We start from the raw sequence: 22077 nt of genomic DNA, 5'->3' as shown, positions 1-22077 counted from the left end.
CCACCCACGTGTCCGGCGCACGATTCATAGCGTGTGCCGATATCTCAAACCCCCTCGATCGGGGTACGTTTATGGGCGGTATCCGCGGTACGACACGATCGTGACCCGCTCTGCCGTCTCACCCAGAAAGGCCCAACATGGTCGCATTCCTCACCCGGAGGTTCCTTGCGTCGCTCTTGGTGCTGCTGATCGCTTCGTACATCGTGTACATCCTGACCTGCTACTCCGGCAACCCCCTGCAGGATCTGATGGAGAGCAACGCGAAGAACAAAGATCAGCTGATCGCCCAGCGCGTGGCGTATCTGCACCTCGACATCCCGCCGTTCCTCCGTTACTTCCTGTGGCTCGGCGGCATCCTCGCCGCCTTCACCGGAAACTTCACCCTCGGACTGTCGAACTCCGGTCAGCCCGTGACCGCGCAGCTCGGCGCTGCTGCAGCATCGACGCTGCACCTGGTGCTGACGGCGACGATCGTCGCCATCATCTTCGGCGTGATCATCGGCATCACGACGGCGCTGCGCCAGTACACGGCGTACGACTACGGAGCGACGCTGCTGTCGTTCCTGTTCTTCTCGCTGCCGATCTTCTGGCTCGCGGTCATGCTCAAGCAGTACGTGGCCATCGGTTTCAACAACTTCCTCGCCGATCCCGTGATAGCGACATCGACGATCATCGTGCTGTCGTTGGTGTCCGGGGTGATATGGCTCGGCATCATCGGCGGGAACTGGAAGCGGCGCCTCATCGTCTTCGGCGTCGCCGCCGTCGCCACCGGCGCCGTCCTGACCTTCCTGTCGGTCACGAAGTGGTTCGACGACCCGAGCCTGGGCATCGTGGTCATCACGGTCATGGGCGTGGGCTTCGCGTTCCTGGTGACGACGCTGTCGGCGGGCCTCGAGAACCGCAAGGCGCTCTACTCGGCCCTCACCGTCGTGGTGATCGGCGCCGCGCTGTACTACCCGCTGCAGTATGTGTTCGCCTACATGAACCTGTGGATCATGCTGGTCCTCGCGCTCGTCGCCATCGCGGTGGGCATCGTCGTCGGCCTGCTGTTCGGCGGGGCCGACAAGTGGGTCTCCGCGCGCACCGCCGCGATCACGGCCTCCCTCATGGGGCTCACGATCATGCTCGACCGCTACATGCAGGTGTGGAACATCTACTCGAACGCGAGCTCCATCAACGGCCGGCCCATCGCCACCATCGGTGCATCCACGCCGGGCCTGTCCGGTGACTTCTGGGTCTCCGGCGTCGACCAGTTCGCCCACATCCTGCTGCCGACGCTGGCCCTGATGCTCGCGTCGCTGGCCGGCTACAGCCGGTACTCGCGGGCGAGCATGCTCGATGTGATGAACCAGGACTACATCCGCACGGCGCGGTCCAAGGGCCTCACCGAGCGCACCGTCGTCATGCGCCATGCGTTCCGCAACGCGCTGATCCCGATCGTGACGATCATCACGCTCGACTTCGGCGCTCTCATCGGTGGCGCGATCGTGACCGAGAACGTGTTCAGCATCCAGGGCATGGGAAATCTGTTCAACGAGGCGATCACGCATACCGACGTGAACACCATCATGGGCGTCTTCCTGGTCACGGGCATCGCCGCGATCCTCTTCAACGCGATCGCCGACGTCGTGTACTCCGCTCTCGACCCACGAATCCGGGTGTCCTCATGACAGACAACAACCCTCAGGACCCGACGGGTCTGAACGACAACATCCCCCGGATGCGGAGCGATTCCACGTTCCCGGGTGGCGAATCGACCGACCGCGGTCTCGACGTCTCGGCCGAGATCACCGGCGCCGTCGAGCGCAGCGAGAACGCGATCGAGATGAAGGAGGTGGAGGGCCTCAGCCAGGGGAAGATCATCTTCCGCCGCTTCATCCGTCACAAGGGCGCGATGATCTCGCTGGTCATCCTGCTGCTGATCGTCGTGCTCTCCTACAGCGCCGTCGGAATCCACGCGCTCGGCCTGAACATCCCCGGCTGGTGGAAGTACAGCTACACGCAGATCAACCCGATCGTCAACAACACCCAGCCGACGCTGACGCTGTGGCCCTTCAGCCTCGGCGAGCACCCGTTCGGCCAGGACGAGGTCGGCCGCGACGTGTTCGCCGAAGTGATGCGCGGCACGCAGCAGTCGATCATGATCATCGTGGTCATCGGCCTCGTGTCGACCACCATCGGCGCCGTGGTCGGCGCGTGCGCGGGCTACTTCGGCGGCCGCATCGACGGTCTGCTCATGCGCATGACCGACATGGTCATCATCGTTCCGCTGATCCTGCTGGCCGCGATCGTCGGTCGCTACGCCGCCGGGTCCGGATCGTTCGTGCTGGCCCTCATCCTGGGCCTGCTGCTGTGGACGTCGCTGGCCCGCCTGGTGCGCGGCGAGGTGCTCGCCCTGCGCGAGCGGGAGTTCGTCGAGGCCGCCCGGGTCGCCGGCGCCTCCAACCGCCGCATCATGTTCAAGCACATCCTGCCGAACGCGGCCGGTGTCATCATCGTCTCGGCGACGCTGACGATGTCCGCCGCGATCCTGCTCGAGGCCGCACTGAGCTATCTCGGTCTCGGCGTGCAGCCGCCGGACGTCTCGCTCGGAAGCCTGATGAACCTCTATCAGAACGCGTTCGAGACCCGGCCGTGGCTGTTCTGGTACACGGGTGTCTTCATCATCCTCATCGCGCTGACGATCAACTTCATCGGCGACGGCCTGCGCGATGCGTTCGACCCGCGTCAGCGGCGCGTCCTCAACCGCAAGGCGAAGGCGGCGCAGACCGCCGCGCGGGAGAAGCCGTCGACTCCGCAGCCCGAGCCCGCTGCGTGATGACCATGCCGATGCTGCGCACCCCGGCCGCGCGACGCACCCGCGTCGCCCGGCCGGTGGCGCGGGCGTCAGATCAGGATGCCGGCCAGCGTCGCGACAGCGAGCACGCCGACCACGGCCAGCTGCCACACATGCCACGTGACCTTCACCCCGGTGCCCTCGACCGCACGGCTGTCGAGGTGGCCGTCGCGCTGCAGCTGCTCCCAGTAGCGGCGGATGTTCAGGGCGGCCAGGCCCGAGTCGGAGTTCGGGATGTCCCCGAGGCCGACCGTGCCCCCGGCGTAGCTGGATTCGGGCAGGTGCGACAGATCGGTCCGCGTCGCGCGCATGGTCGACATGCGGCTCGGCGCCGGAGCTGCCCAGGCGGTGTACTTCGCATCGCGGGTGCGGATGGTGAGCGAGTACTTCGTGTCGACCGAGACGATCGCGGGCCAGCTGATGCGCACCGAACGGGCGATGTTCACCAGGGTCACTCCGCTGGCCTCGACGGCGACGGCCGGCATCCAGAACAGCATCCAGCACAGGAATGCGGCGAGCAGGAACGCGGGCGTGTAGCGCAGCGCTGTTCCGGCATCGCCGAGGACGATCAGCGAGACGATGCAGATCGCGACGATCGTCCAGACGAGAATGCACAGAATCAGGCCGAATCGCGGCCGCAGGACGACGGGTTGAGTCACGTGTTCATGGTGACACACGGCCCGGCGAAAGGAATTTGAGCGTCATGAGCGCAACGATCGACACGGGCATCAAGCCCGTCCTGAAGATCAAGGACTTCGGGGTCGACTTCTGGGTGGAGGGCACCTGGTACCCGGCGGCCATCGACATGGAGTACGAGGTCATGCCGGGGGAGGTGCTCGCCATCGTCGGCGAGTCCGGATCCGGCAAGAGCTCGAGCTCGATGGCCCTCCTCGGTCTGATGCCCCCGAACGGCCGGATGCACGGCAGGATCGAGTTCGCGGGCAAGGACATCAGCCGGGCGACGCCGTCGCAGCTGCGCCGCATGCGCGGCGAAGAGATGGCGGTCATCTTCCAGGAGCCGATGACGGCGCTGAACCCCGTGTACACGATCGGGTTCCAGATCGTCGAGATGCTGCGCGTGCACAAGTCGCTCGCGCCGAGCGCGGCGCGGGACCGTGCGATCGAGCTGCTGCAGCTGGTCGAGATGCCCAACCCGGAGGTCTCGGTCGACAAGTACCCGCACCAGCTGTCGGGCGGCCAGCGTCAGCGCGCCATGATCGCCATGGCCCTGGCCTGCGACCCGAAGCTGCTGATCGCCGACGAGCCGACGACGGCCCTGGACGTCACCGTCCAGGCCGAGATCCTCGACCTCATGCGCATCCTCCGCGAGAAGGTGGATGCCGCCATCGTGCTGATCACGCACGACATGGGTGTCGTCGCCGACATCGCGGACAAGATCATCGTGATGAAGGACGGGCGCATCGTCGAGGCCGGCGAGATCGTGTCGGTGTTCCAGGAGCCGCAGCACCCGTACACGCAGCAGCTGCTCGCGGCGGTGCCCAAGCTCAGCCTCGAGCCGGCCCAGGAGCATGTCCCGACGCCGGAAGAGCGCACCGATCAGCCGGTGCTGCGCTTCGAGGAGGTCGTCATCGAGTACCCGAAGCGCGGGCGCATCCCCGCCTTCCGTGCGGTCGAGAACGCGACCTTCGAGATCTACCCCGGCGAGGTCGTGGGTCTGGTCGGCGAGTCGGGCTCCGGCAAGAGCACGATCGGCCGCGCGGCCGTCGGCCTCCTGCCGGTGCACTCCGGCATCCTCGCTGTGAACGGCCACAACATCGCGGGCATGAGCGCGAAGGAGCTGCGCACCGCCCGCCGGCACATCGGAATCGTGTTCCAGGACCCCGGGTCGTCGCTGAACCCCCGCATCCCGATCGGCGAGAGCATCGGTGAGCCCATCATGCTCGCCGGCGAAGCCAAGGGCGGGGCGCTCAACAAGCGCATCGAGAAGCTCCTCGACGACGTCGAACTGCCGCGCTCCTTCCGCAACCGCTACCCGCACGAGCTGTCCGGCGGCCAGCGCCAGCGCGTCGGCATCGCCCGTGCGATCGCGCTGCGCCCCCCGCTGCTGATCGCCGACGAGCCGACCTCGGCCCTCGACGTCTCGGTGCAGGCCCGCTTCCTGACGCTCCTGCAGAACCTGCAGGAGGAACTCAAGTTCGCCTGCCTGTTCATCACGCACGACCTCGCGGTGATCGACGTCCTCGCCCACCGCATCATCGTGATGAACCGCGGCAAGCTCGTCGAGCAGGGCACGAAGGACCAGGTGCTCCGCAACCCGCAGGACCCCTACACGCAGCGCCTGATCGCAGCAGTCCCCGTGCCGGACCCGATCCTGCAGCGCGAGCGCCGCGAACAGCGTGCGCAGCTGCTCGGAAAGCGCGGCGACGCTCCGACGGCGGAGGAATCCGCGTCCTGATCCGGCGGCGATGACCTGGACGCGCGCTCTGCCGGGCGCGCGTCCAGGTCTGCTTGGTAGGCTGGTGGGTGGCCCGCATCCGGGCCGCCTCCCCGATCTCAAGGACACCGTCATGGCGCATGCCCTCCGCCCGGATCTTCGCAACGTCGCGATCGTCGCACACGTCGACCATGGCAAGACCACGCTGGTGGATGCCATGCTGCGTCAGACCGGTTCTTTCGGCGAGCACGCGCACGTCGAAGAGCGCGCGATGGACTCGAACGACCTCGAGCGTGAGAAGGGCATCACGATCCTCGCCAAGAACACGGCGATCACGTACAACGGCGTCCACACCGACGTCCCGGTGACCATCAACGTCATCGACACCCCCGGCCACGCCGACTTCGGCGGCGAGGTCGAGCGCGGCCTGTCCATGGTCGACGGCGTCGTGCTCCTCGTCGACGCCAGCGAGGGCCCGCTGCCGCAGACCCGCTTCGTGCTGCGCAAGGCCCTCGAGGCCAAGCTCCCCGTCATCCTGCTGGTCAACAAGACCGACCGTCCGGACGCGCGCATCGCGGAGGTCGAGGAGGAGAGCCACGACCTGCTGCTCGGTCTCGCGTCCGACCTCCACGAGGACGTCCCCGACCTCGATGTCGACGCGCTCCTGGACGTTCCGGTGGTCTACGCGTCCGGCCGCGCCGGAGCGGCATCCCGCACGCGTCCGGCCAACGGAGACCTGCCGGACAACGACGACCTCGAGCCCCTGTTCGAGGCGATCCTCGAGCACGTGCCGGCGCCGTCCTACGACGACGAGGCCCCGCTGCAGGCGTGGGTGACCAACCTCGACTCGTCGCCGTTCCTCGGGCGCCTCGCGCTGCTGCGCGTGTTCAACGGCACGCTGCGCAAGGGCCAGACCGTCGCCTGGGTGCGCCACGACGGGACGCACTCGAACGCCCGCATCACGGAGCTCCTGAAGACCCGCGCCCTCGAGCGCTACCCCGCCGAAGAGGCCGGCCCCGGCGACATCGTCGCCATCGCGGGCATCGAGGAGATCACGATCGGCGAGACCATCGCCGACCCGGAGGACGTTCGCCCGCTCCCCGCGATCCACGTCGACGACCCGGCGATCTCGATGACGATCGGCACGAACACCTCGCCGCTGGTCGGCAAGGTCAAGGGGCACAAGCTCACCGCGCGCATGGTGAAGGACCGCCTCGACCGGGAGCTCATCGGCAACGTCTCGCTCAAGGTCGTCGACATCGGCCGCCCCGACGCCTGGGAGGTCCAGGGCCGCGGTGAGCTGGCCCTCGCCATCCTCGTCGAGAACATGCGCCGCGAGGGCTTCGAGCTGACCGTCGGCAAGCCCCAGGTGGTCACCAAGAAGATCGACGGCAAGACCTACGAGCCCTTCGAGCACCTGACGATCGACGCGCCCGAAGAGTACCTCGGCGCGATCACCCAGCTCATGGCCGCGCGCAAGGGCCGCATGGACACCATGACCAACCACGGCACCGGCTGGGTGCGCATGGAGTTCATCGTGCCGTCGCGCGGCCTCATCGGCTTCCGCACCGAGTTCCTCACGACCACGCGCGGCACCGGCATCGCCAACGCGATCTCGCACGGCTACGAGCCGTGGGCCGGGCACATCGTGACGCGTCAGAACGGCTCGATCGTCGCCGACCGCTCGGGCGTCGTGACGCCGTTCGCGATCATCGCGCTGCAGGAGCGCATGTCGTTCTTCGTGCAGCCGACCGAAGAGGTCTACGAGGGCATGGTGATCGGCGAGAACTCCCGCGCCGACGACATGGACGTGAACATCACCAAGGAGAAGAAGCTCACCAACATGCGCTCCTCCACGGCCGACACGTTCGAGTCGATGACCCCGCCCCGCACCCTCTCGCTGGAGGAGTCGCTCGAGTTCGCCCGCGACGACGAATGCGTCGAGGTCACGCCCGAGAAGGTGCGCATCCGCAAGGTGGTGCTGGATGCCACCGAGCGTGGCCGCGCCGCCGCGCGTCTGAAGCGCCAGGACGCCAACGCCTGACGCGTCGCGTCGTCGATCCGTCACGAATGCACCCCTGAACGGGTCGTTCGTGACGGATCCCGTGCGTGTCGCCCGTTCGATCCGTCACGATGGCACCCCACATGGGTGCGGTCGTGACGGATCTTCGGCGTTCGGGGGCGCTCAGCGCAGCTCGGAGATGAGCACGGCCGAGGTGCCGGGCTCGAGCGCCTCGAACACGTGGCCGGCATCGCCGGGATACGAGAGGTAGTCGCCGGGACGAAGCTCGGCGGCCGCGTCGGCCGGCCCGACCAGTGCCCGTCCGGCGATCAGCACGACGTGTTCGGTGGTGCCGGCCTGGTGGGGGAGCGAGCGCCGCGGCACGCCCGGCTCCGCCTGCAGGATGTAGAGGTCGCGCCGCGCCCCGGGCGGGCACGCGGAGATCAGCGTGGCGACGTACGGCGCCGCCGCCGAGGGAACCCCGGCATGGGCGTCGGCGCGGATGAGCGTGGGGACGTTGACGCGCTCTTCGACGAACGCGGCGAACGGCAGGCCCAGGGCATCCGCGATCGCCCACAGCGTCTCGACACTCGGCCCGGTCGTCCCGCTCTCGAGCTGGGACACCGTGGCCTTGGACACGCCGGCTCGTCGTGCCAACTCGGACACCGAGAGACCGGCCGCCTCGCGTTCGCGACGCAGGGAACGGGAGATGCGGGCTCGGAGGTCATCCATCCGGCCAGTATTCCAAACAATCGTTCGGCTTGACAGACGCGTCGCGCTCTGTTCAGAATGATTGACATGCGTTCAGAGGGCCGAACGGGTGACCGGGGTGAGGACGACGGGGACCGGACCGAGTCCCGCCGTGCCGTGCGGGCGGGCCTCGGAGTGGCGCTCGCGACGAGCGCGTACGGGATCTCCTTCGGCGCGCTTGCCGTGGCATCCGGACTCACTGTCTGGCAGGCGTGCGTCCTGAGCCTCCTGATGTTCACCGGCGGGTCGCAGTTCGCGTTCGTCGGAGTCATCGCCGCCGGAGGGCTGGCAGCGGCCCCCGCCGCGATCGCCTCCGCTGCGCTGCTCGGCGTGCGCAACGTCGCCTACGGCATGCGCATGGCCCCGGTGATCGGCACGACTCTGTGGCGTCGCGTGGCCGCGATGCCGTTCACGATCGACGAGTCGACCGCCGTCTCGCTCGCGCAGCGGTCGAGCCGCGCCCGCACCCTCGGCTTCTGGGTGACCGGGATCGGCATCTACGTGGGCTGGAACCTGACGACCCTCGCCGGAGGCCTTCTCGGCGACGTCCTGGGAGACCCGAAGAAGTACGGGCTGGATGCCGCGGCGGCGGCCGCCTTCCTGGCGCTCCTGTGGCCGCGCCTGCGCCGCCGGCAGGCGATCGCGGTCGGCATCGCGGCCGCGGTGGTCGCGACCGCCCTCACTCCCGTGCTGATGCCCGGTCTTCCGGTGCTCATCGCGGCGGTCGTGGCGATCGTGGTCGGATGGTTCAACTGGCTCGGCGCGGCCGACACGCCGCCGCCCGAGCCCGACGACGTCCCGGAGAGGGAGGGACTGCCGTGACGCTCTGGAACGCGGTGCTGCTGGCATCCATCGTCTGTGTCGCACTGAAGGCGATCGGATACCTCGTGCCCGCGCGCCTCATCGAGGCCCCGCGCACCGCTCGGATCACCGACCAGCTCACGGTCGCCCTCCTGGCCGCGCTGGTGGCCGTTCAGACTCTCGGTGCCGGGCAGGCGATCGTCGTGGATGCCCGCGTGCCGGCCGTGCTCGTGGCGGCCGGACTGCTGATGATCCGGGCGCCGTTCCTCGTCGTCGTCATCGCGGCGGCCCTCGTCGCCGCCCTCCTGCGAATGCTCGGCTGGGCCGCCTGAGAGGGATGCTTAGACTGAAAGGCGTGACGCTGTCCCGCATCCTCGGCTGGTTCATGGCTCTCGTCATCGGCGCGGTGTACGGCACCGCGGCCACCATCACGCACGGCTACCGCCTCGGCGGGTGGCCGGTCGGCCTTGCCATCGCGATCATCGGGGCCGCGGCGATGCTGCTCGCCGTGCGCCTGCTCATCGACGACCGCTGGGCGACGCTCGCGTGCGGGGCCGGCCTGCTGCTGGCGACCGCCGTCTTCGCGCAGGAAGGGCCGGGCGGTTCGGTGATCGTGCCGAGCGGTACGACGGACGCCATCGCCGGGATCAACCTCGGCATCGTGTGGTTCGTCTGCGCGTTCGCGCTCGTGCTGGCGGCCGTCCTCTGGCCCGACACGAAACGTCACCGGGCCGACGCCGCGAACTAGACTGGGTCCGTGACTTATGTGATCGCCTTGCCCTGTGTGGATGTCAAAGACCGCGCCTGCATCGACGAATGCCCGGTGGACTGCATCTACGAGGGCGAACGCTCGCTCTACATCCACCCGGACGAGTGCGTCGACTGCGGCGCCTGCGAGCCCGTGTGCCCGGTCGAGGCGATCTACTACGAAGACGACCTGCCCGACGAGTGGCAGGACTACTACAAGGCCAACGTGGAGTTCTTCGACGACCTCGGGTCGCCGGGTGGGGCCGCCAAGGTGGGCGTGATCCACAAGGACCACCCGATCATCGAGGCTCTGCCGCCGCAGGACCACTGACGTGGGGGTCGCCGACCTCGCCGAGTACCCCTGGGACGCGGTCGCCCCGTACGCGGAGCGGGCCCGACGGCACCCGGACGGAATCGTCGACCTCTCGGTCGGCTCGCCCGTCGATGAGACCCCGCAGCGGGTCCGCGACGCACTCGCGTCCGCAACCGATGCGCACGCGTATCCGCAGACGGTCGGCACGCCGGCGCTGCGCGAGGCCATCGTCGACTGGTACGCGCGCCGGCGGGGCGTCGTGGGTCTCAGCACTGCACAGGTTCTCCCCACGGTCGGCTCCAAGGAGCTCGTGGCGCTGCTTCCGCTGCTGCTCGGGCTCGGGCCCGGCGACGTCGTCGTGCATCCGCGTGCCGCTTATCCGACCTACGCGGTCGGCGCAGCCCTCGTCGGCGCGACCGCGGTCGCCGCGGACGATCCCGCCCAGTGGCCGGAGGGTGCGCGCCTGATCTGGGTGAACAGCCCGGGAAACCCCGACGGGCGGGTGTGGGATGCCCGATCCCTGGCATCGGCTGCGGCGAGGGCGCGGGAGCTCGGAGCCGTGCTCGCGGGCGACGAGTGCTACGCCGAACTGGGCTGGGATTCGCCCTGGGACACCGAGCCGATCCCCTCGGTGCTGGACCCGCGCGTGACCGATCCGACGGCGTCCGGCATCCTGTCGGTCTACTCGCTGAGCAAGCAGTCGAACCTGGCGGGCTACCGCGCGGCGTTCCTCGCCGGAGATGCGCAGATCGTCGGTCGGCTGCTCACCGCCCGCAAGCATCTCGGGCTCATGGTCCCGGCGCCGGTGCAGCACGCGATGGTCGCAGCCCTGCAGGATGACGCGGATGTCGCAGTGCAGAAGGAGCGCTACCGGGCGCGACGGGACCTGCTCAAGCCCGCGGTCGAGGCGGCAGGCTTCCGGGTGGATTCCAGCGAGGCCGGGCTGTACCTGTGGGCGACCGAGGGGCGGGACGCGTGGGAGAGTCTGGACCGGCTGGCCGACGCCGGGATCCTCGCCGGGCCCGGTCATTTCTACGGTGCCGGGTTCGGCCAGCACGTTCGATTCGCACTGACCGCGCCGGACGAGCGGATCGCCGCCGCGGCCGCCCGCCTTCAGTCGCTCTGACGCCCAGTGTCCGGAGGGGCTTCGCAACGCCGCTAGGCTGGAACGGCGACCCCGGTGACGCCGGAGATCGCATTCCGTCAGCCACCCCCATCCGCAAGGAGGCGCCGTGAGCACTGCAGTGAACGAGCCCGACAAGGCGACACTGACTCTGAACGGCAAGACCGTCGACCTGCCCGTGCTGCGGGCCTCCGACGGCACCCCGAGCGTCGACGTGTCCTCGCTGACGCGCCAGACCGGTCACACCGCCCTGGACTACGGCTTCGTCAACACCGCAGCCACGAAGTCGGCGATCACGTTCATCGACGGGGATGCCGGCATCCTGCGCTACCGGGGTTACCCGATCGAGCAGCTGGCGAAGAACAGCACCTACCTCGAGGTGGCGTGGCTACTCATCTACGGCGAGCTTCCGACGTCGTCGCAGCTCGAGGAGTTCGACAACAACATCCGGCGGCACACCCTGCTGCACGAGGACCTCAAGCGCTTCTTCTCGGCGCTTCCGCACACCGCACACCCGATGTCGGTGCTGTCCTCGGCCGTCTCGGCTCTGTCCACGTACTACGAGAACCAGTCCGATCCGCACAACCCCGAGCACGTCGAGCTGAACACGATCCGGATGCTCGCGAAGCTCCCGGTCATCGCGGCCTATGCGCACAAGAAGAGCAAGGGGCAGGCGTTCCTGTACCCCGACAACTCGCTGAGCTTCGTCGACAACTTCCTGAAGCTCAACTTCGGCGTGCTGAGCGAGCCGTACGAGGTGAACCCGGTGATGTCCCGGGCGCTCGAGCGTCTGCTGATCCTTCACGAGGACCACGAGCAGAACGCCTCGACGTCCACCGTGCGGCTGGTCGGATCGACGGGTGCGAACCAGTTCTCCTCGATCTCGGCCGGCATCAGCGCGCTCTACGGTCCGCTGCACGGCGGTGCGAACGAGGCCGTCCTCGACATGCTGCGGCAGATCCGCGAGTCGGGTGAGTCGGTGCAGCGATTCGTCGAGCGCGTCAAGAGCAAGGAAGACGGCGTGAAGCTGATGGGCTTCGGGCACCGCGTCTACAAGAACTACGACCCGCGCGCCCGTCTCGTCAAGGAGTCCGCCGACGAGGTGCTCACCGAGCTCGGCGTCAGCGACCCGCTCCTCGACCTCGCCAAGGAGCTCGAGGAGATCGCGCTGCACGACGACTACTTCGTCGAGCGCCGGCTCTACCCGAACGTCGACTTCTACACGGGCGTGATCTACAAGGCGATGGGTTTCCCGACGCGCATGTTCACCGTGCTGTTCGCGATCGGCCGGCTTCCCGGCTGGCTGGCGCAGTGGCGCGAGGCCGTCAGCGACCCGCAGACGAAGATCGGCCGCCCGCAGCAGCTGTACATCGGCGCTCCGCGGCGTGACTACCCGGGCGCCGTCTGACCCGTGCACTCGTATGAGCCCCGGCACGGCCATGGGCTCGCGCACGATCCGCTGAACTCGATCGTCGCGCCGCGGCCCATCGGCTGGATCTCGACGGTCTCGACCGCCGGGGTGCGCAACCTCGCCCCGTACAGCTTCTTCAACCTGTACAGCTACCGGCCGCCCATCGTGGGCTTCACGAGCACCCGCTGGAAGGACTCCGCCGAGAACGCGCGTCAGACGGGGGAGTTCGTCTGGAACCTCGCGACGCGTCCCCTGGCCGCGCCGATGAACGCGAGTTCGGCCGAGGTTCCCGCCGACGTCGACGAGTTCGCGCTGGCCGGCCTCGACGGCGTCCCCTCGGTGCTCGTCGCCCCGCCCCGGGTCGAGGGGAGCCCGGTCTCCTTCGAGTGCCGGGTGACGCAGCAGATCAATCTCAACGACGTGAGCGGGGCCGCCACCAAGGGCTGGCTGACACTCGGCGAGGTGGTCATGGTGCACATCAGCGAGGACGCCCTCGTCGAGGGCGCCTACAGCACGGTCGCGACGCATCCCATCCTGCGCGGCGGCGGACCCGTCGACTACTTCGAGATCACCGCGGATGCGCGGTTCGGGATGAAGCGACCCTGATCGGGCGCGCGCTCCCGGTCTGGGAGAATGAAGCCATGTCACGTCTTCTCGTCCGTCGTCCGTCGCCGCGTCTCGCCGAGGGCGAGCTGACCCACATCGAGCGCGTCCCCGTCGACCCCGACCTCGCGCTCTCGCAGTGGCGCTCCTACGTGGACGTCTACCGGTCCCGCGGGTGGGAGGTCATCGAGATCGAGGCCGCCGACGAGCACGCGGACGGCGTGTTCGTCGAGGACGCCGTCGTGATGTTCGGGGATGTCGCCGTGATCACCCGGCCGGGCGCGGACTCGCGCCGAGGGGAGACCGTGAGCGCCGCGGAGACCGTCGCCGCGGCCGGCATCCCCGCCCTCCGCATCGAGGCGCCGGGCACCCTGGACGGCGGTGACGTGCTGAAGGTCGGGCGCACCGTGTACGTCGGTCAGACCCTGCGCACGAACCCCGAGGGGATCGAGCAGCTGCGGGCGCATCTCGCGCCGCGCGGCTGGAACGTGGTGGCCGTCCCGGTGACGAAGGTGCTGCACCTCAAGTCCGGCGTCACGGCCCTTCCGGACGGCACCGTCGTGGGCTTCGAGCCGCTCGTGGACGACCCCGACGTGTACCCCGACTTCCTGGCCGTGCCCGAGGAGCACGGCACCGCCGTGGTGGTCCTGGATGAGAACACGGTGCTGATGTCCTCGGACGCTCCGCAGACCGCGGAGCTCTATCGTGGGCGCGGGCTCGAGGTCATCACCACGCCGATCTCCGAGTTCGAGAAGCTCGAAGGCTGCGTCACCTGCCTGTCGGTTCGCGTGCGCGACTGACCGCGACGAGCGCGACGGGCCGGAGGAGCGATCCTCCGGCCCGTCGTTCTCTGCGTCATCGTCATGCGGCGTCGAGAAGCTGCTCCTCGGGCCGGTCCGCGGTCGGTGCGAGCGGCACCGGCGCTCCGGTGCGCCGCGGGGGTCGCACCGCGAGCACGATGACCGCGGCCACGACGGCCGCGGCGGCGAGGGTCAGCCAGGCGACGGCGTAACCGCTCTGGGCGGGCGCACCGCCGGGATTCACGGAACCGAACACGACCGCGGTGGTGAAGGCGGAGCCGATTGCCGAGCCGATCGTGCGGAGGTTGGCGTTGACGCCGGTCGCGATGCCCGTGCGGTCGGCCGGCACGGTCTCGACGATGATGCTGGCCGCCGAGGCGTATGCCAGGCCGATGCCGAGCCCGAAGACGCCGCCGGCGACGGCGAGCTCCCAGATGGCGCGGTGCTCCACGACGGCGAAGGTGACGCCGCCCGCCATGAACAGCGCGCCGAGCGCCATCATCACCCGGAGCGGGATGATCCGGGCGATCGCCCCGGTCGCGAAGCCGACGCTGGACATGCCGACCAGCAGCGGCAGGAGCGCGAGGCCGGCCGCCTGCACGTCGAGACCGAGCCCCCAGCCCGAGGCGAGCGGGGTCTCCAGGAACTGCGGCAGGTAGCCCCAGAACCCGAAGGCCGCCGCGCCGATGAGCAGCGCCGCCGCGTTCACCGGCCAGATGGCCCGGGCCGCCATGAGGCGCAGGTCCACCAGGGGCTCGGCCGAGCGCAGTTCGGCGATGGCCCATGCCACGATCAGCACCGCCGCCAGCACGAAGAGCCCGATCGTCAGGGGGGAGCCCCAGCCCCAGCGGGCGCCGGAGCTCAGCGGGACGAGAAGGGCGATGAGCCATCCGGACAGCAGGAGGGCGGACAGGACGTTGACCTTCCCGTGCGCGCGGATCCCGACCGCGGGCACCAGCATGACCGTCAGCAGGATTCCGGCGACGGCGGCGACGAACGGGACGGCGAAGATGCCTTGCCAGCCGAGGAGTTCGGCGAGGGGGCCCGCCAGGACGCTTCCGGCCGCGCCCCCGATGCCGATGATCGCGCTGGTGGCGCCGATGGCGCCGGTGAGGCGTTCGCGGGGCATGACGTCGCGCAGCAGGCCGAATGCGAGCGGGAAGAGGGCGCCGCCGACGCCCTGGAGCACGCGTCCGACGATGAGCACGGGAAGATTCGGGGCGAAGGACGCGACGATGTCGCCGACGGCGACGACTCCGAGCACGCCGAGGAAGGTGCTCCGGCGTCCGCGGAGGTCGCCGATGCGCCCGAGCAGGGGAGTGGCGACCGCGGCCGCGATCAGCCAGGCGGTGATCGTCCAGGACGCGGCGTCGGCGGTCACTCCGTAGTCGGAGGCGATGAGGGGGATGACGGGGATGACGAGGTTCTGCAGCAGGGCGAGCGAGGCGACGCTGATCGCGATCGCGGTGAACGCCGCCCGGGGGGTGTGAGTGGTGGGCATCGACAGGCCTTCCGAAGGAGTGCGGATCCGGTGAATGCGAGGTAAAGTGGAAGTGGGTCTCCGAGCGGAGTCACCCTCCGGTTAGAGATTAACGGAGGATGCCTCCGTTTCGCAAGCCCTCTTCGTCACTGATTTCCGAAGGTGGTCCTGATGCCGGTCGCGGAGCGCGTTCCCGCCCTCGAGGCGCGTCGTCCGAAGCGCGCGGACGCCGCACGCAACTTCGACGCGCTCGTCGCCGCCGGACGCGCGGCGTTCGCCGAGCAGGGCTCGACGGCATCCCTCGACGACATCGCTCGTCGTGCGGGCGTCGGCATCGGCACGCTGTACCGCAACTTCGCGACTCGCGACGACCTCATCGAGACCCTCTACCTCGGCGAGGTGGATGCGCTCGCGGATGCCGCCGACGAGCTGGCAGTGCTGGAGCCGTGGGACGCTCTGCGCGCCTGGCTGGACCGCTTCGTCTCGTACGTCGGAACCAAGCACGCGCTGCTCGACGGTCTCAACCGCGAATCCACCGTGCTCGGCGAATGCCGGGCGATCATGCTGAGCGCGGGGGAGCCGTTGCTGGTCCGCGCGCAGGAGGCCGGCGAGGTCGACCCGCAGATCACGATCGGGGACGTCGTCAAGCTCGTGTCGGGCGTGGCGGCGGTCGCCTACGAGGACGCCGCGCAGCGCGACCGCGTGCTGAACCTCGCGATCAACGCGATTCGCATCTGAGACCGCCCGGGCGCGCGACGCCGGCGCGTTCGCGCCGGGACGTCAGGCGTGCAGCGCCTCGTTGAGCGTGACCCCGACGCCGTCGCGTCGGACCGCCTCCACGGCCCCCGACAGCGAGTTGCGGCGGAACAGGATGCCGTTCTGACCGGAGAGCTCCGCCCCCTTGACGGTCGGGCGGGAGCCATCCGCCCGGACGGGCTGATCCGCGAGCACGATCTTGGACCCGGCCGTGACGTAGAGGCCGGCCTCGACGATGCAGTCGTCGCCGAGCGAGATGCCGATGCCCGCATTCGCCCCGAGCAGGGTGCGGGCTCCGATGGAGACCCGGTGCGTGCCGCCGCCGGAGAGGGTTCCCATGATCGAGGCTCCGCCGCCGATGTCGCTGCCCTCGCCGACGACGACGCCCTGCGAGATCCGGCCCTCGACCATCGAGGAGCCGAGCGTCCCGGCGTTGAAGTTCACGAATCCCTCGTGCATGACCGTCGTCCCGGGGGCGAGATGCGCGCCCAGGCGGACCCGTGAGGCATCCGCGATGCGCACGCCCGCGGGAACGACGTAGTCGGTGAGGCGCGGGAACTTGTCCAGACCCTGCACCTGGATCCCGGCAGCCTGGAGCTGCGGGCGCAGGCGGACGAGGTCGTCGGGGTGCACCGGTCCGGCGTTGGTCCATGCGACGTTGGGCAGGTGGGCGAAGACGCCCTCGAGGTTGACCTCGTTGGGCTTCACCAGGCAGTGCGAGAGCACATGGAGACGCAGGTAGGCGTCGGCGGTGGACACCGGCGCGGCATCCAGATCGATGTCGACGACGACGACCTCGGCGCGCACCGCCCGGCGCGGATCGGCCGTCGCGGACGCAGCGAGGGCAGTGGTGTCGGGGTCGGCGGGGGCGGAGCCGAGGGCCGGCTGCGGGAACCAGGCATCCAGGACGGTGCCGCCGTCGGCGATCGTCGACAGTCCGATTCCCCACGCGCGGCGCTCACTCATGCCATCCAGGCTACTGGGCCCGCCCACCGGGACCGTCCGTGTGACGCCGATAGACTCGGGGGATGCCGGAGCTTGATCTGTCCGCCTCGTCCGTCGACCTCACCCGTGCGATCTGCGACGTGCCCAGTGTCTCCGGTGACGAGAAGACGCTCGCCGACGCCATCCACCGCGCGATCGGCGCACTGTCGCACCTCGACGTCCACCGCGACGGCGACACGATCGTGGCGCGCACCGATCGCGGCCGCGGACAGCGCGTCGTGATCGCGGGCCACATCGACACCGTGCCGATCAACGCCAACGTGCCGGTCCGCGAGGTCGACATCGACGGCGTCCCGCACCTCTGGGGACGCGGCACCGTCGACATGAAGGCCGGGGTCGCCGTGCAGCTGAAGCTCGCGGCCGAACTCGTCGACCCCCGGATCGACATCACCTGGATGTGGTACGACCACGAGGAGGTCACGGCGGATCTGAACGGTCTCAACCGTCTTTCGCGGACACGACCGGACCTGTTCGCGGGTGATTTCGCGATCCTCGGGGAACCTTCGAACGGCGAGGTCGAAGGGGGATGCAATGGAACGCTTCGCGCGGTCGTGCGCACCCACGGGGTGCGGGCGCACAGCGCGCGGGCCTGGATCGGCGAGAACGCGATCCACCACGCCGCCCCCGCCCTGATGCGCCTGGCCGAGTACCGACCCCGCAACGTGACCGTCGACGGTCTCGTGTACCGCGAGGGCCTGAACGCCGTCCGCATCGACGGCGGCGTGGCCGGGAACGTGATCCCCGACCTGTGCGAGATCGAGGTCAACTACCGCTTCGCCCCGAGTCGGTCGCTGGCCAAGGCCGAGGCGCACGTCCGCAACGTGTTCGAGGGTTTCGACGTCGAGATCACGGACGGCGCCGAAGGCGCGCGCCCGGGTCTCGACGCCCCGATCGCCCAGGAGTTCGTGGCCGCCGTCGGCGCGACGCCGAAGCCGAAATACGGGTGGACGGACGTCGCACGCTTCTCAGCACTCGGCGTTCCCGCGGTCAACTACGGTCCCGGTGACCCGCATCTGGCCCATCACGACGAGGAGCGCGTTCCGGTCTCGCAGATCGAGACCGTGGAGCGGAGCCTTCGCGCGTGGCTGACAGCTTCTTGACCGCCGAGGCCGAGCGCACGCGCACGTCGCGCTGGCAGGCGCTTCCGGCGTGGATCCGGATCGGCATCCTCTACCTCGTCGCGCGGCTGATCACGACGGGCATGCTCGCCGCGGCATCCGCGATGTCCGGACCCCGGTCACGGTTCGGCGTGTCCCCGGGGATCGGCAACCTCATGCTGGGCTGGGACGCCCAGTGGTACTGGTTCACGGCGCTCAACGGCTACCCCACGACGCTCCCGCTGACGGATACCGGCCAGGTGGCGGAGAACCAGTGGGCCTTCATGCCCGTCTACGCATATCTTGCCCAGATCATCGGCACCCCGGTGGGATCGTGGGGCGTCGGGGCGGTCCTCATCTCGCTCGTGGCCGGCTACCTGTGTGCACTCGTGCTGCACCGGATCTGGCGCACCCGGCTCGAGCCGGACGCCGCGATGTGGGCGGTCGTCTTCTTCGTCTCGGCGCCGCTCGCGGCACTGTTCGAGGTCGGATACGCCGAGGCGCTGGGCCTGCTGTGGCTCGTCCTGATCCTCTGGTGCGTGGTGCGGCGCCGCTACGGGTGGATGTACCTGCTCATCCCGCTCTTCGGCTTCACGCGACCGGGCGTCCTCGCCCTCGCGCTCTTCCTCGGCCTGTTCGGGATCTGGCGCTTCGTCCGTCGTCGCACCGAGCCCCTGCACGCGGCCGAGGTGGTTCACATCGTCGTACTGGCCGCGTGGGCTGCCGTGGTCGGGTTCGCGTGGCAGGTCATCGCGGGGCTGGTCACCGGCGACGCGAATGCCTACCTGACGACCGAACTCGCCTGGCGGCGCAACTGGCTTCCGGACTCGACCTCCGCCTTCGCGCCCTTCGACGGTTTCCTCCAGGGCGTCGCCTTCTGGTTCTCGACCTGGGGGCTGAGCGCGACGGTGGCGTACGTCGCACTCGCCGTGCTGGTCGTCGCCATCGCGGCACTGCTGATCTTCGAACCGCACGTCCGGCGCGTCGGTGTCGAGGTGCGGCTCTGGTCGGCGAGCTACCTCGTGTACCTGTTCGCGGTCTTCTTCCCCCAGTCGAGCATCTTCCGGCTGCTGTTCCCGCTGTCGCCGCTCTGGGGTGCGCTGGCCGTGCCGCGCTCGCGAGCGTGGCGCGTGGTCGTGCTGGTGTGCTGCCTGGTCGGCCAGTCGCTGTGGATCTACAACATGTACGCACTCGGCGACACCTATTGGCGCATTCCCTGACACACGGACGTCCTGTCGCGGGTCGGGCCAACTCCCAGGCGCCTGTTCTTACACTTCTGGCGTGACAGAAGTCCGGGCGCTTGCGCCGACTCTCGACGGATCCCGCAACGCACGTCGCCGTCGGTTGCCCGCGTGGGCATGGATCGGCGTGTGGTACCTCCTCGCCCGTGGAGTCACCACCCTGTTCTTCGCGGGGGCTTCGTTGCTGTCGGGCCCGCAGTCCCGGCTGGGAGACCACCCGGGCGTCCTGCGGTATCTCCTCGCGTGGGACGCCGTCTGGTATCGCCGGGTCGCCGAGCACGGATATCCCGCCACGCTTCCGCTGACCCCACACGGTGAGGTCGCGGCCAACACCTGGGCATTCATGCCGCTGTATCCGACCCTTGCCAAATACCTCGGGATGCCGCTCGGCGCTTGGGGTGCGGGCGCCCTCGTCATCTCGCTCGTCGCCGGCTACCTCACGGCGCTCGTGCTGCACCGCATCTGGCTGATGAAGATGGACGAGAGCGCCGCGATGTGGGCGGTGGTCTTCTTCGTGTCCGGACCGCTCGCGGCGCTGTTCCAGATCGGCTACGCGGAATCGCTCGGGGAGCTGTTCCTCGTCCTGATCCTCTGGGGCGTGCTGGCCCGCCGCTACGCCTGGTTGTACCTCTTCATCCCTCTCCTGGCGGCCACGCGTCCACTCGCTTTGCCGATCGCGCTGTTCCTCGGGCTCTACGGCATCTGGCGAGTCTGGCGGCGGCGCGTCGAGCCCCTCCCCGCGTGGGAGCTCGTCAACGTCTGCCTGCTGGCGGTGTGGGCCTTCATCGCCGGGATGGCGTGGCAGGTGATCGCGGGGGTCGTCACCGGATCGAGCAGCGCCTATGTCGATACCGAGACGGCCTGGCGCGCGAACTGGACCCACGACATCCGCGCGAGCTTCGCTCCGTTCGACGGCTTCGTGCAGGGGATCCTCCTCGGCGTGGCGCACCTGCACCTTCCGGCCGTACTCGGATACGTCGGCCTGGCGGTCGGGGTGCTGGCCGTCGGCGCGCTTCTGCTCTTCGAGCCGCACGTGCGCCGCCTGGGCGTGGAGCTTCGACTCTGGAGCGCGAGCTACGTCCTCTACCTGCTCGCCGTGTTCTTCCCGCAGTCGAGCCTCTTCCGGCTGCTGTTCCCGCTCTCGCCTCTGTGGGGAGCGGCGGCGGTGCCGCGTTCGCGCGTCTGGCGGATCGGAGTGCTCGTCGCGTGCCTCGTTCTTCAGGCGCTGTGGATCTACGACATGTACGCGCTGGGCAACACCAAATGGCGGGTTCCATGAGCTGACCGGCCCGCCGGATTTCAGGGCCGCCGCGCACCCAGGATAAACTAAGGAATCAGACCACTAACGAAAGGGAGCGCCGATGGCAGCCATGAAGCCGCGTACCGGAGATGGGCCGATGGAGGCCGTCAAGGAAGGGCGCCTGATCATCGTTCGGGTTCCCCTCGAAGGCGGCGGTCGACTCGTCGTCTCGGTGAACGACGACGAGGCGAAAGAGCTCTACGACGTGCTCGGTGGCGTGGTCAACGCCTGAGCGCAGAACGCGACACGAAGAAGCGGCCGGTCGGATGACCGGCCGCTTCTTCGTGTCGCGGCGGGTGCCTAGAGGGTCTCGGTGACCGTGGTGAGCTGCAGGAGCCCCTCGCCGGTGGTCGAGAGAGCGGCGATGACCGCGGGGGAGGTCTGGGTCTCGTGGATGAGGGTGCGGTACGCGGTCGTGACCGCGTCGCGCTTGACCGGGTCTGCCACGGCGCCGCCGCGGAGGACGCGGGGAACGAGGACCATCCCGCCCGGGCGGACGAGGCTCAGCCCGTGCTCGACGTACTCGAGGACCCCCTCGGGATCGGCGTCGATCAGGACGATGTCGTAGGACGCCTCGTTCATGCGCGGCAGCACGGTGGCGGCCCGGCCGGTGATGAATCGCGTGCGCGCCGCCGGAACGCGTGCCTGCGCGAAGGCCTGACGCGCGACGGCGAGATGCTCCGGCTCGCTGTCGATCGTGGTGAGCACGGCTCGCGGTGCGCCGTGCAGCAGCCAGAGTCCGGAGACCCCGGCACCCGTCCCGATCTCGACGATGTTCTGGGCGGCCGAGACGGCGGCCAGGAGCGCGATCTGGGCGCCCAGCGCGGCGCTGATCGGCGCGGCGCCGAGTTCGAGGGCATGCGCGCGCGCCCGGGTGATGTGCTCCGGTTCGACGGTCGCTTCCGCCACGAAGCGCGCACTCGCGTCGTATTCGCCCATCCGTTTGACCTCCTCACACACTCTACGCGGCGAATTCATCTGCTCCCGGCCTCCCACGGCAGGTAATCTGTATCTCATGATGTTCGGCCTGACCGTTGAGAAGCTCCTGGTGATCGGTTTGATCGCCGCGATGCTTCTGGGGCCCGAGCGGCTCCCCAAGTATGCGGCCATGCTGGCGCAGTTCACGGTGCGCGCCCGCGAGTTCCTCAACGGCGCCAAAGACCGCATGCGCGAAGAGATGGGCGAGGACTTCGACGACGTGGACTGGCGTCAGCTCGACCCGCGCCAGTACGACCCGCGCCGCATCATCCGCGAGGCCCTCCTCGACGACGCACCGGTCGCCGCATCCGCCAAGAGCGCAGCGCCGTCGCCGACCCTCGACCCGCCGGAGTCCGCCCCCGAGTCGGCGGCTCGCGCGACCTTCGTGCCCGGCAAGGTCCCGCCCTTCGATCTCGAAGCCACCTGACCGGGGCTCGGT

At 69.2% G+C, this 22077-nt stretch carries 23 protein-coding genes; 18 read left to right on the top strand and 5 right to left on the bottom strand.

All coding sequences use genetic code 11. From position 1 onward, the window contains the following. The first annotated feature begins 137 nt into the window (after window positions 1-137). A complete protein-coding gene (locus LK09_RS05390) occupies window positions 138-1670 on the top strand; it encodes an ABC transporter permease (protein WP_039396932.1) in 1533 nt (510 codons plus the stop codon). After that, window positions 1667-2818: an ABC transporter permease gene (locus LK09_RS05385; RefSeq protein WP_407939143.1), complete on the top strand. Its 1152-nt coding sequence runs from the start codon at window positions 1667-1669 to the stop codon at window positions 2816-2818. Before LK09_RS05390 ends, LK09_RS05385 begins: the two co-directional genes overlap by 4 nt. A 68-nt stretch (window positions 2819-2886) precedes the next feature. On the opposite strand, the gene LK09_RS05380 is transcribed toward LK09_RS05385, so the two are convergent. Further along, entirely contained in the window at window positions 2887-3495 is a 609-nt protein-coding gene (locus LK09_RS05380; protein ID WP_039396925.1) for a PH domain-containing protein, read from the bottom strand. Window positions 3496-3539: 44 nt separating this feature from the next. Here LK09_RS05380 and LK09_RS05375 point away from each other — a divergent pair, with 44 nt between their 5' ends. Both LK09_RS05375 and typA read left to right on the top strand, forming a co-directional pair. After that, window positions 3540-5252 carry a dipeptide ABC transporter ATP-binding protein gene (locus LK09_RS05375; protein ID WP_039396922.1) on the top strand — a complete coding sequence of 571 codons (1713 nt, stop codon included), beginning with the start codon at window positions 3540-3542 and terminating at the stop codon, window positions 5250-5252. 112 nt (window positions 5253-5364) lie between these two features. Beyond that, window positions 5365-7275, top strand: coding sequence for a translational GTPase TypA (typA, locus tag LK09_RS05370; protein ID WP_039396920.1), 1911 nt, complete (start codon window positions 5365-5367; stop codon window positions 7273-7275). Between the two features lie 141 nt (window positions 7276-7416). On the opposite strand, the gene LK09_RS05365 is transcribed toward typA, so the two are convergent. Then, the gene (locus LK09_RS05365; RefSeq protein WP_039396916.1) at window positions 7417-7965 is read right to left on the bottom strand and encodes a helix-turn-helix domain-containing protein; all 549 of its coding nucleotides are present in this window, start codon (window positions 7963-7965) and stop codon (window positions 7417-7419) included. Window positions 7966-8031: 66 nt separating this feature from the next. On the opposite strand from LK09_RS05365, the gene LK09_RS05360 reads away from it, so the two are divergent. The 8 genes from LK09_RS05360 to ddaH all read left to right on the top strand — a co-directional run bounded on the left by LK09_RS05360 (window position 8032) and on the right by ddaH (window position 13781). After that, window positions 8032-8805 (top strand): AzlC family ABC transporter permease, encoded by a 774-nt coding sequence (locus LK09_RS05360; protein WP_052226438.1) that lies wholly within the window; start codon window positions 8032-8034, stop codon window positions 8803-8805. Continuing rightward, a complete protein-coding gene (locus tag LK09_RS05355; RefSeq protein ID WP_039396911.1) occupies window positions 8802-9116 on the top strand; it encodes an AzlD domain-containing protein in 315 nt (104 codons plus the stop codon). The genes LK09_RS05360 and LK09_RS05355 overlap by 4 nt, the downstream gene beginning before the upstream one ends. A 23-nt stretch (window positions 9117-9139) precedes the next feature. Next, window positions 9140-9532, top strand: a complete 393-nt coding sequence (locus tag LK09_RS05350) for a hypothetical protein (RefSeq protein ID WP_052226437.1) — start codon at window positions 9140-9142, stop codon at window positions 9530-9532. A 9-nt stretch (window positions 9533-9541) separates the two neighbouring features. Next, window positions 9542-9862 carry a ferredoxin gene (gene fdxA, locus LK09_RS05345; RefSeq protein ID WP_039396909.1) on the top strand — a complete coding sequence of 107 codons (321 nt, stop codon included), beginning with the start codon at window positions 9542-9544 and terminating at the stop codon, window positions 9860-9862. Window position 9863: 1 nt separating this feature from the next. After that, window positions 9864-10970, top strand: coding sequence for a succinyldiaminopimelate transaminase (dapC, locus tag LK09_RS05340; RefSeq protein ID WP_039396906.1), 1107 nt, complete (start codon window positions 9864-9866; stop codon window positions 10968-10970). A 106-nt stretch (window positions 10971-11076) separates the two neighbouring features. Continuing rightward, the gene (locus LK09_RS05335; protein ID WP_082008067.1) at window positions 11077-12375 is read left to right on the top strand and encodes a citrate synthase; all 1299 of its coding nucleotides are present in this window, start codon (window positions 11077-11079) and stop codon (window positions 12373-12375) included. A gap of 3 nt (window positions 12376-12378) precedes the next feature. Further along, the gene (locus LK09_RS05330) at window positions 12379-12984 is read left to right on the top strand and encodes a flavin reductase family protein (protein WP_039396903.1); all 606 of its coding nucleotides are present in this window, start codon (window positions 12379-12381) and stop codon (window positions 12982-12984) included. A 35-nt stretch (window positions 12985-13019) separates the two neighbouring features. Then, window positions 13020-13781, top strand: a complete 762-nt coding sequence (gene ddaH / locus LK09_RS05325) for a dimethylargininase (protein WP_039396901.1) — start codon at window positions 13020-13022, stop codon at window positions 13779-13781. A 61-nt stretch (window positions 13782-13842) separates the two neighbouring features. Here the strand turns inward: ddaH and LK09_RS05320 are convergent, their stop codons facing one another. Next, entirely contained in the window at window positions 13843-15282 is a 1440-nt protein-coding gene (locus LK09_RS05320) for an MFS transporter (protein ID WP_039396900.1), read from the bottom strand. A 150-nt stretch (window positions 15283-15432) separates the two neighbouring features. On the opposite strand from LK09_RS05320, the gene LK09_RS05315 reads away from it, so the two are divergent. Continuing rightward, a complete protein-coding gene (locus LK09_RS05315) occupies window positions 15433-15999 on the top strand; it encodes a TetR/AcrR family transcriptional regulator (protein WP_039398084.1) in 567 nt (188 codons plus the stop codon). Window positions 16000-16041: 42 nt separating this feature from the next. On the opposite strand, the gene dapD is transcribed toward LK09_RS05315, so the two are convergent. After that, window positions 16042-16983, bottom strand: a complete 942-nt coding sequence (gene dapD / locus LK09_RS05310) for a 2,3,4,5-tetrahydropyridine-2,6-dicarboxylate N-succinyltransferase (protein WP_039396898.1) — start codon at window positions 16981-16983, stop codon at window positions 16042-16044. Window positions 16984-17045: 62 nt separating this feature from the next. Here dapD and dapE point away from each other — a divergent pair, with 62 nt between their 5' ends. The 4 genes from dapE (at window position 17046) to LK09_RS21065 (ending at window position 20892) form a co-directional block, all read left to right on the top strand. Beyond that, on the top strand, window positions 17046-18122 hold the full coding sequence (dapE, locus tag LK09_RS05305) for a succinyl-diaminopimelate desuccinylase (RefSeq protein WP_039396897.1): 1077 nt from the start codon (window positions 17046-17048) through the stop codon (window positions 18120-18122). After that, the gene (locus LK09_RS05300; protein ID WP_231562960.1) at window positions 18104-19339 is read left to right on the top strand and encodes a hypothetical protein; all 1236 of its coding nucleotides are present in this window, start codon (window positions 18104-18106) and stop codon (window positions 19337-19339) included. Before dapE ends, LK09_RS05300 begins: the two co-directional genes overlap by 19 nt. A gap of 61 nt (window positions 19340-19400) precedes the next feature. After that, on the top strand, window positions 19401-20639 hold the full coding sequence (locus LK09_RS05295) for a glycosyltransferase family protein (RefSeq protein ID WP_039396890.1): 1239 nt from the start codon (window positions 19401-19403) through the stop codon (window positions 20637-20639). A gap of 82 nt (window positions 20640-20721) precedes the next feature. Further along, on the top strand, window positions 20722-20892 hold the full coding sequence (locus tag LK09_RS21065; RefSeq protein ID WP_082008066.1) for a DUF3117 domain-containing protein: 171 nt from the start codon (window positions 20722-20724) through the stop codon (window positions 20890-20892). A gap of 68 nt (window positions 20893-20960) precedes the next feature. On the opposite strand, the gene LK09_RS05290 is transcribed toward LK09_RS21065, so the two are convergent. Continuing rightward, window positions 20961-21599: an O-methyltransferase gene (locus LK09_RS05290; protein WP_039396889.1), complete on the bottom strand. Its 639-nt coding sequence runs from the start codon at window positions 21597-21599 to the stop codon at window positions 20961-20963. Between the two features lie 76 nt (window positions 21600-21675). Between LK09_RS05290 and LK09_RS05285 the strand changes: the two genes are divergently transcribed. Then, on the top strand, window positions 21676-22065 hold the full coding sequence (locus tag LK09_RS05285) for a Sec-independent protein translocase family protein (protein WP_039396888.1): 390 nt from the start codon (window positions 21676-21678) through the stop codon (window positions 22063-22065). Window positions 22066-22077: the final 12 nt, after the last annotated feature.

The organism is Microbacterium mangrovi (assembly GCF_000802305.1).
Lineage (GTDB): Bacteria > Actinomycetota > Actinomycetes > Actinomycetales > Microbacteriaceae > Microbacterium > Microbacterium mangrovi.
This window is presented reverse-complemented; position numbering and strand designations above follow the sequence as displayed.

Excerpts from the sequence above, each read along its gene's own strand:
- LK09_RS21065 (WP_082008066.1), top strand. The coding sequence starts at position 20,722 with ATGGCAGCCATGAAGCCGCGTACCGGAGATGGGCCGATGGAGGCCGTC.
- LK09_RS05320 (WP_039396900.1), bottom strand. The coding sequence starts at position 15,282 with ATGCCCACCACTCACACCCCCCGGGCGGCGTTCACCGCGATCGCGATC.
- dapD (WP_039396898.1), bottom strand. The coding sequence starts at position 16,983 with ATGAGTGAGCGCCGCGCGTGGGGAATCGGACTGTCGACGATCGCCGAC.
- LK09_RS05365 (WP_039396916.1), bottom strand. The coding sequence starts at position 7,965 with ATGGATGACCTCCGAGCCCGCATCTCCCGTTCCCTGCGTCGCGAACGC.
- LK09_RS05315 (WP_039398084.1), top strand. The coding sequence starts at position 15,433 with ATGCCGGTCGCGGAGCGCGTTCCCGCCCTCGAGGCGCGTCGTCCGAAG.
- dapE (WP_039396897.1), top strand. The coding sequence starts at position 17,046 with ATGCCGGAGCTTGATCTGTCCGCCTCGTCCGTCGACCTCACCCGTGCG.
- LK09_RS05385 (WP_407939143.1), top strand. The coding sequence starts at position 1,667 with ATGACAGACAACAACCCTCAGGACCCGACGGGTCTGAACGACAACATC.
- ddaH (WP_039396901.1), top strand. The coding sequence starts at position 13,020 with ATGTCACGTCTTCTCGTCCGTCGTCCGTCGCCGCGTCTCGCCGAGGGC.
- LK09_RS05375 (WP_039396922.1), top strand. The coding sequence starts at position 3,540 with ATGAGCGCAACGATCGACACGGGCATCAAGCCCGTCCTGAAGATCAAG.
- LK09_RS05360 (WP_052226438.1), top strand. The coding sequence starts at position 8,032 with ATGCGTTCAGAGGGCCGAACGGGTGACCGGGGTGAGGACGACGGGGAC.
- typA (WP_039396920.1), top strand. The coding sequence starts at position 5,365 with ATGGCGCATGCCCTCCGCCCGGATCTTCGCAACGTCGCGATCGTCGCA.
- LK09_RS05285 (WP_039396888.1), top strand. The coding sequence starts at position 21,676 with ATGATGTTCGGCCTGACCGTTGAGAAGCTCCTGGTGATCGGTTTGATC.
- LK09_RS05290 (WP_039396889.1), bottom strand. The coding sequence starts at position 21,599 with ATGGGCGAATACGACGCGAGTGCGCGCTTCGTGGCGGAAGCGACCGTC.
- LK09_RS05390 (WP_039396932.1), top strand. The coding sequence starts at position 138 with ATGGTCGCATTCCTCACCCGGAGGTTCCTTGCGTCGCTCTTGGTGCTG.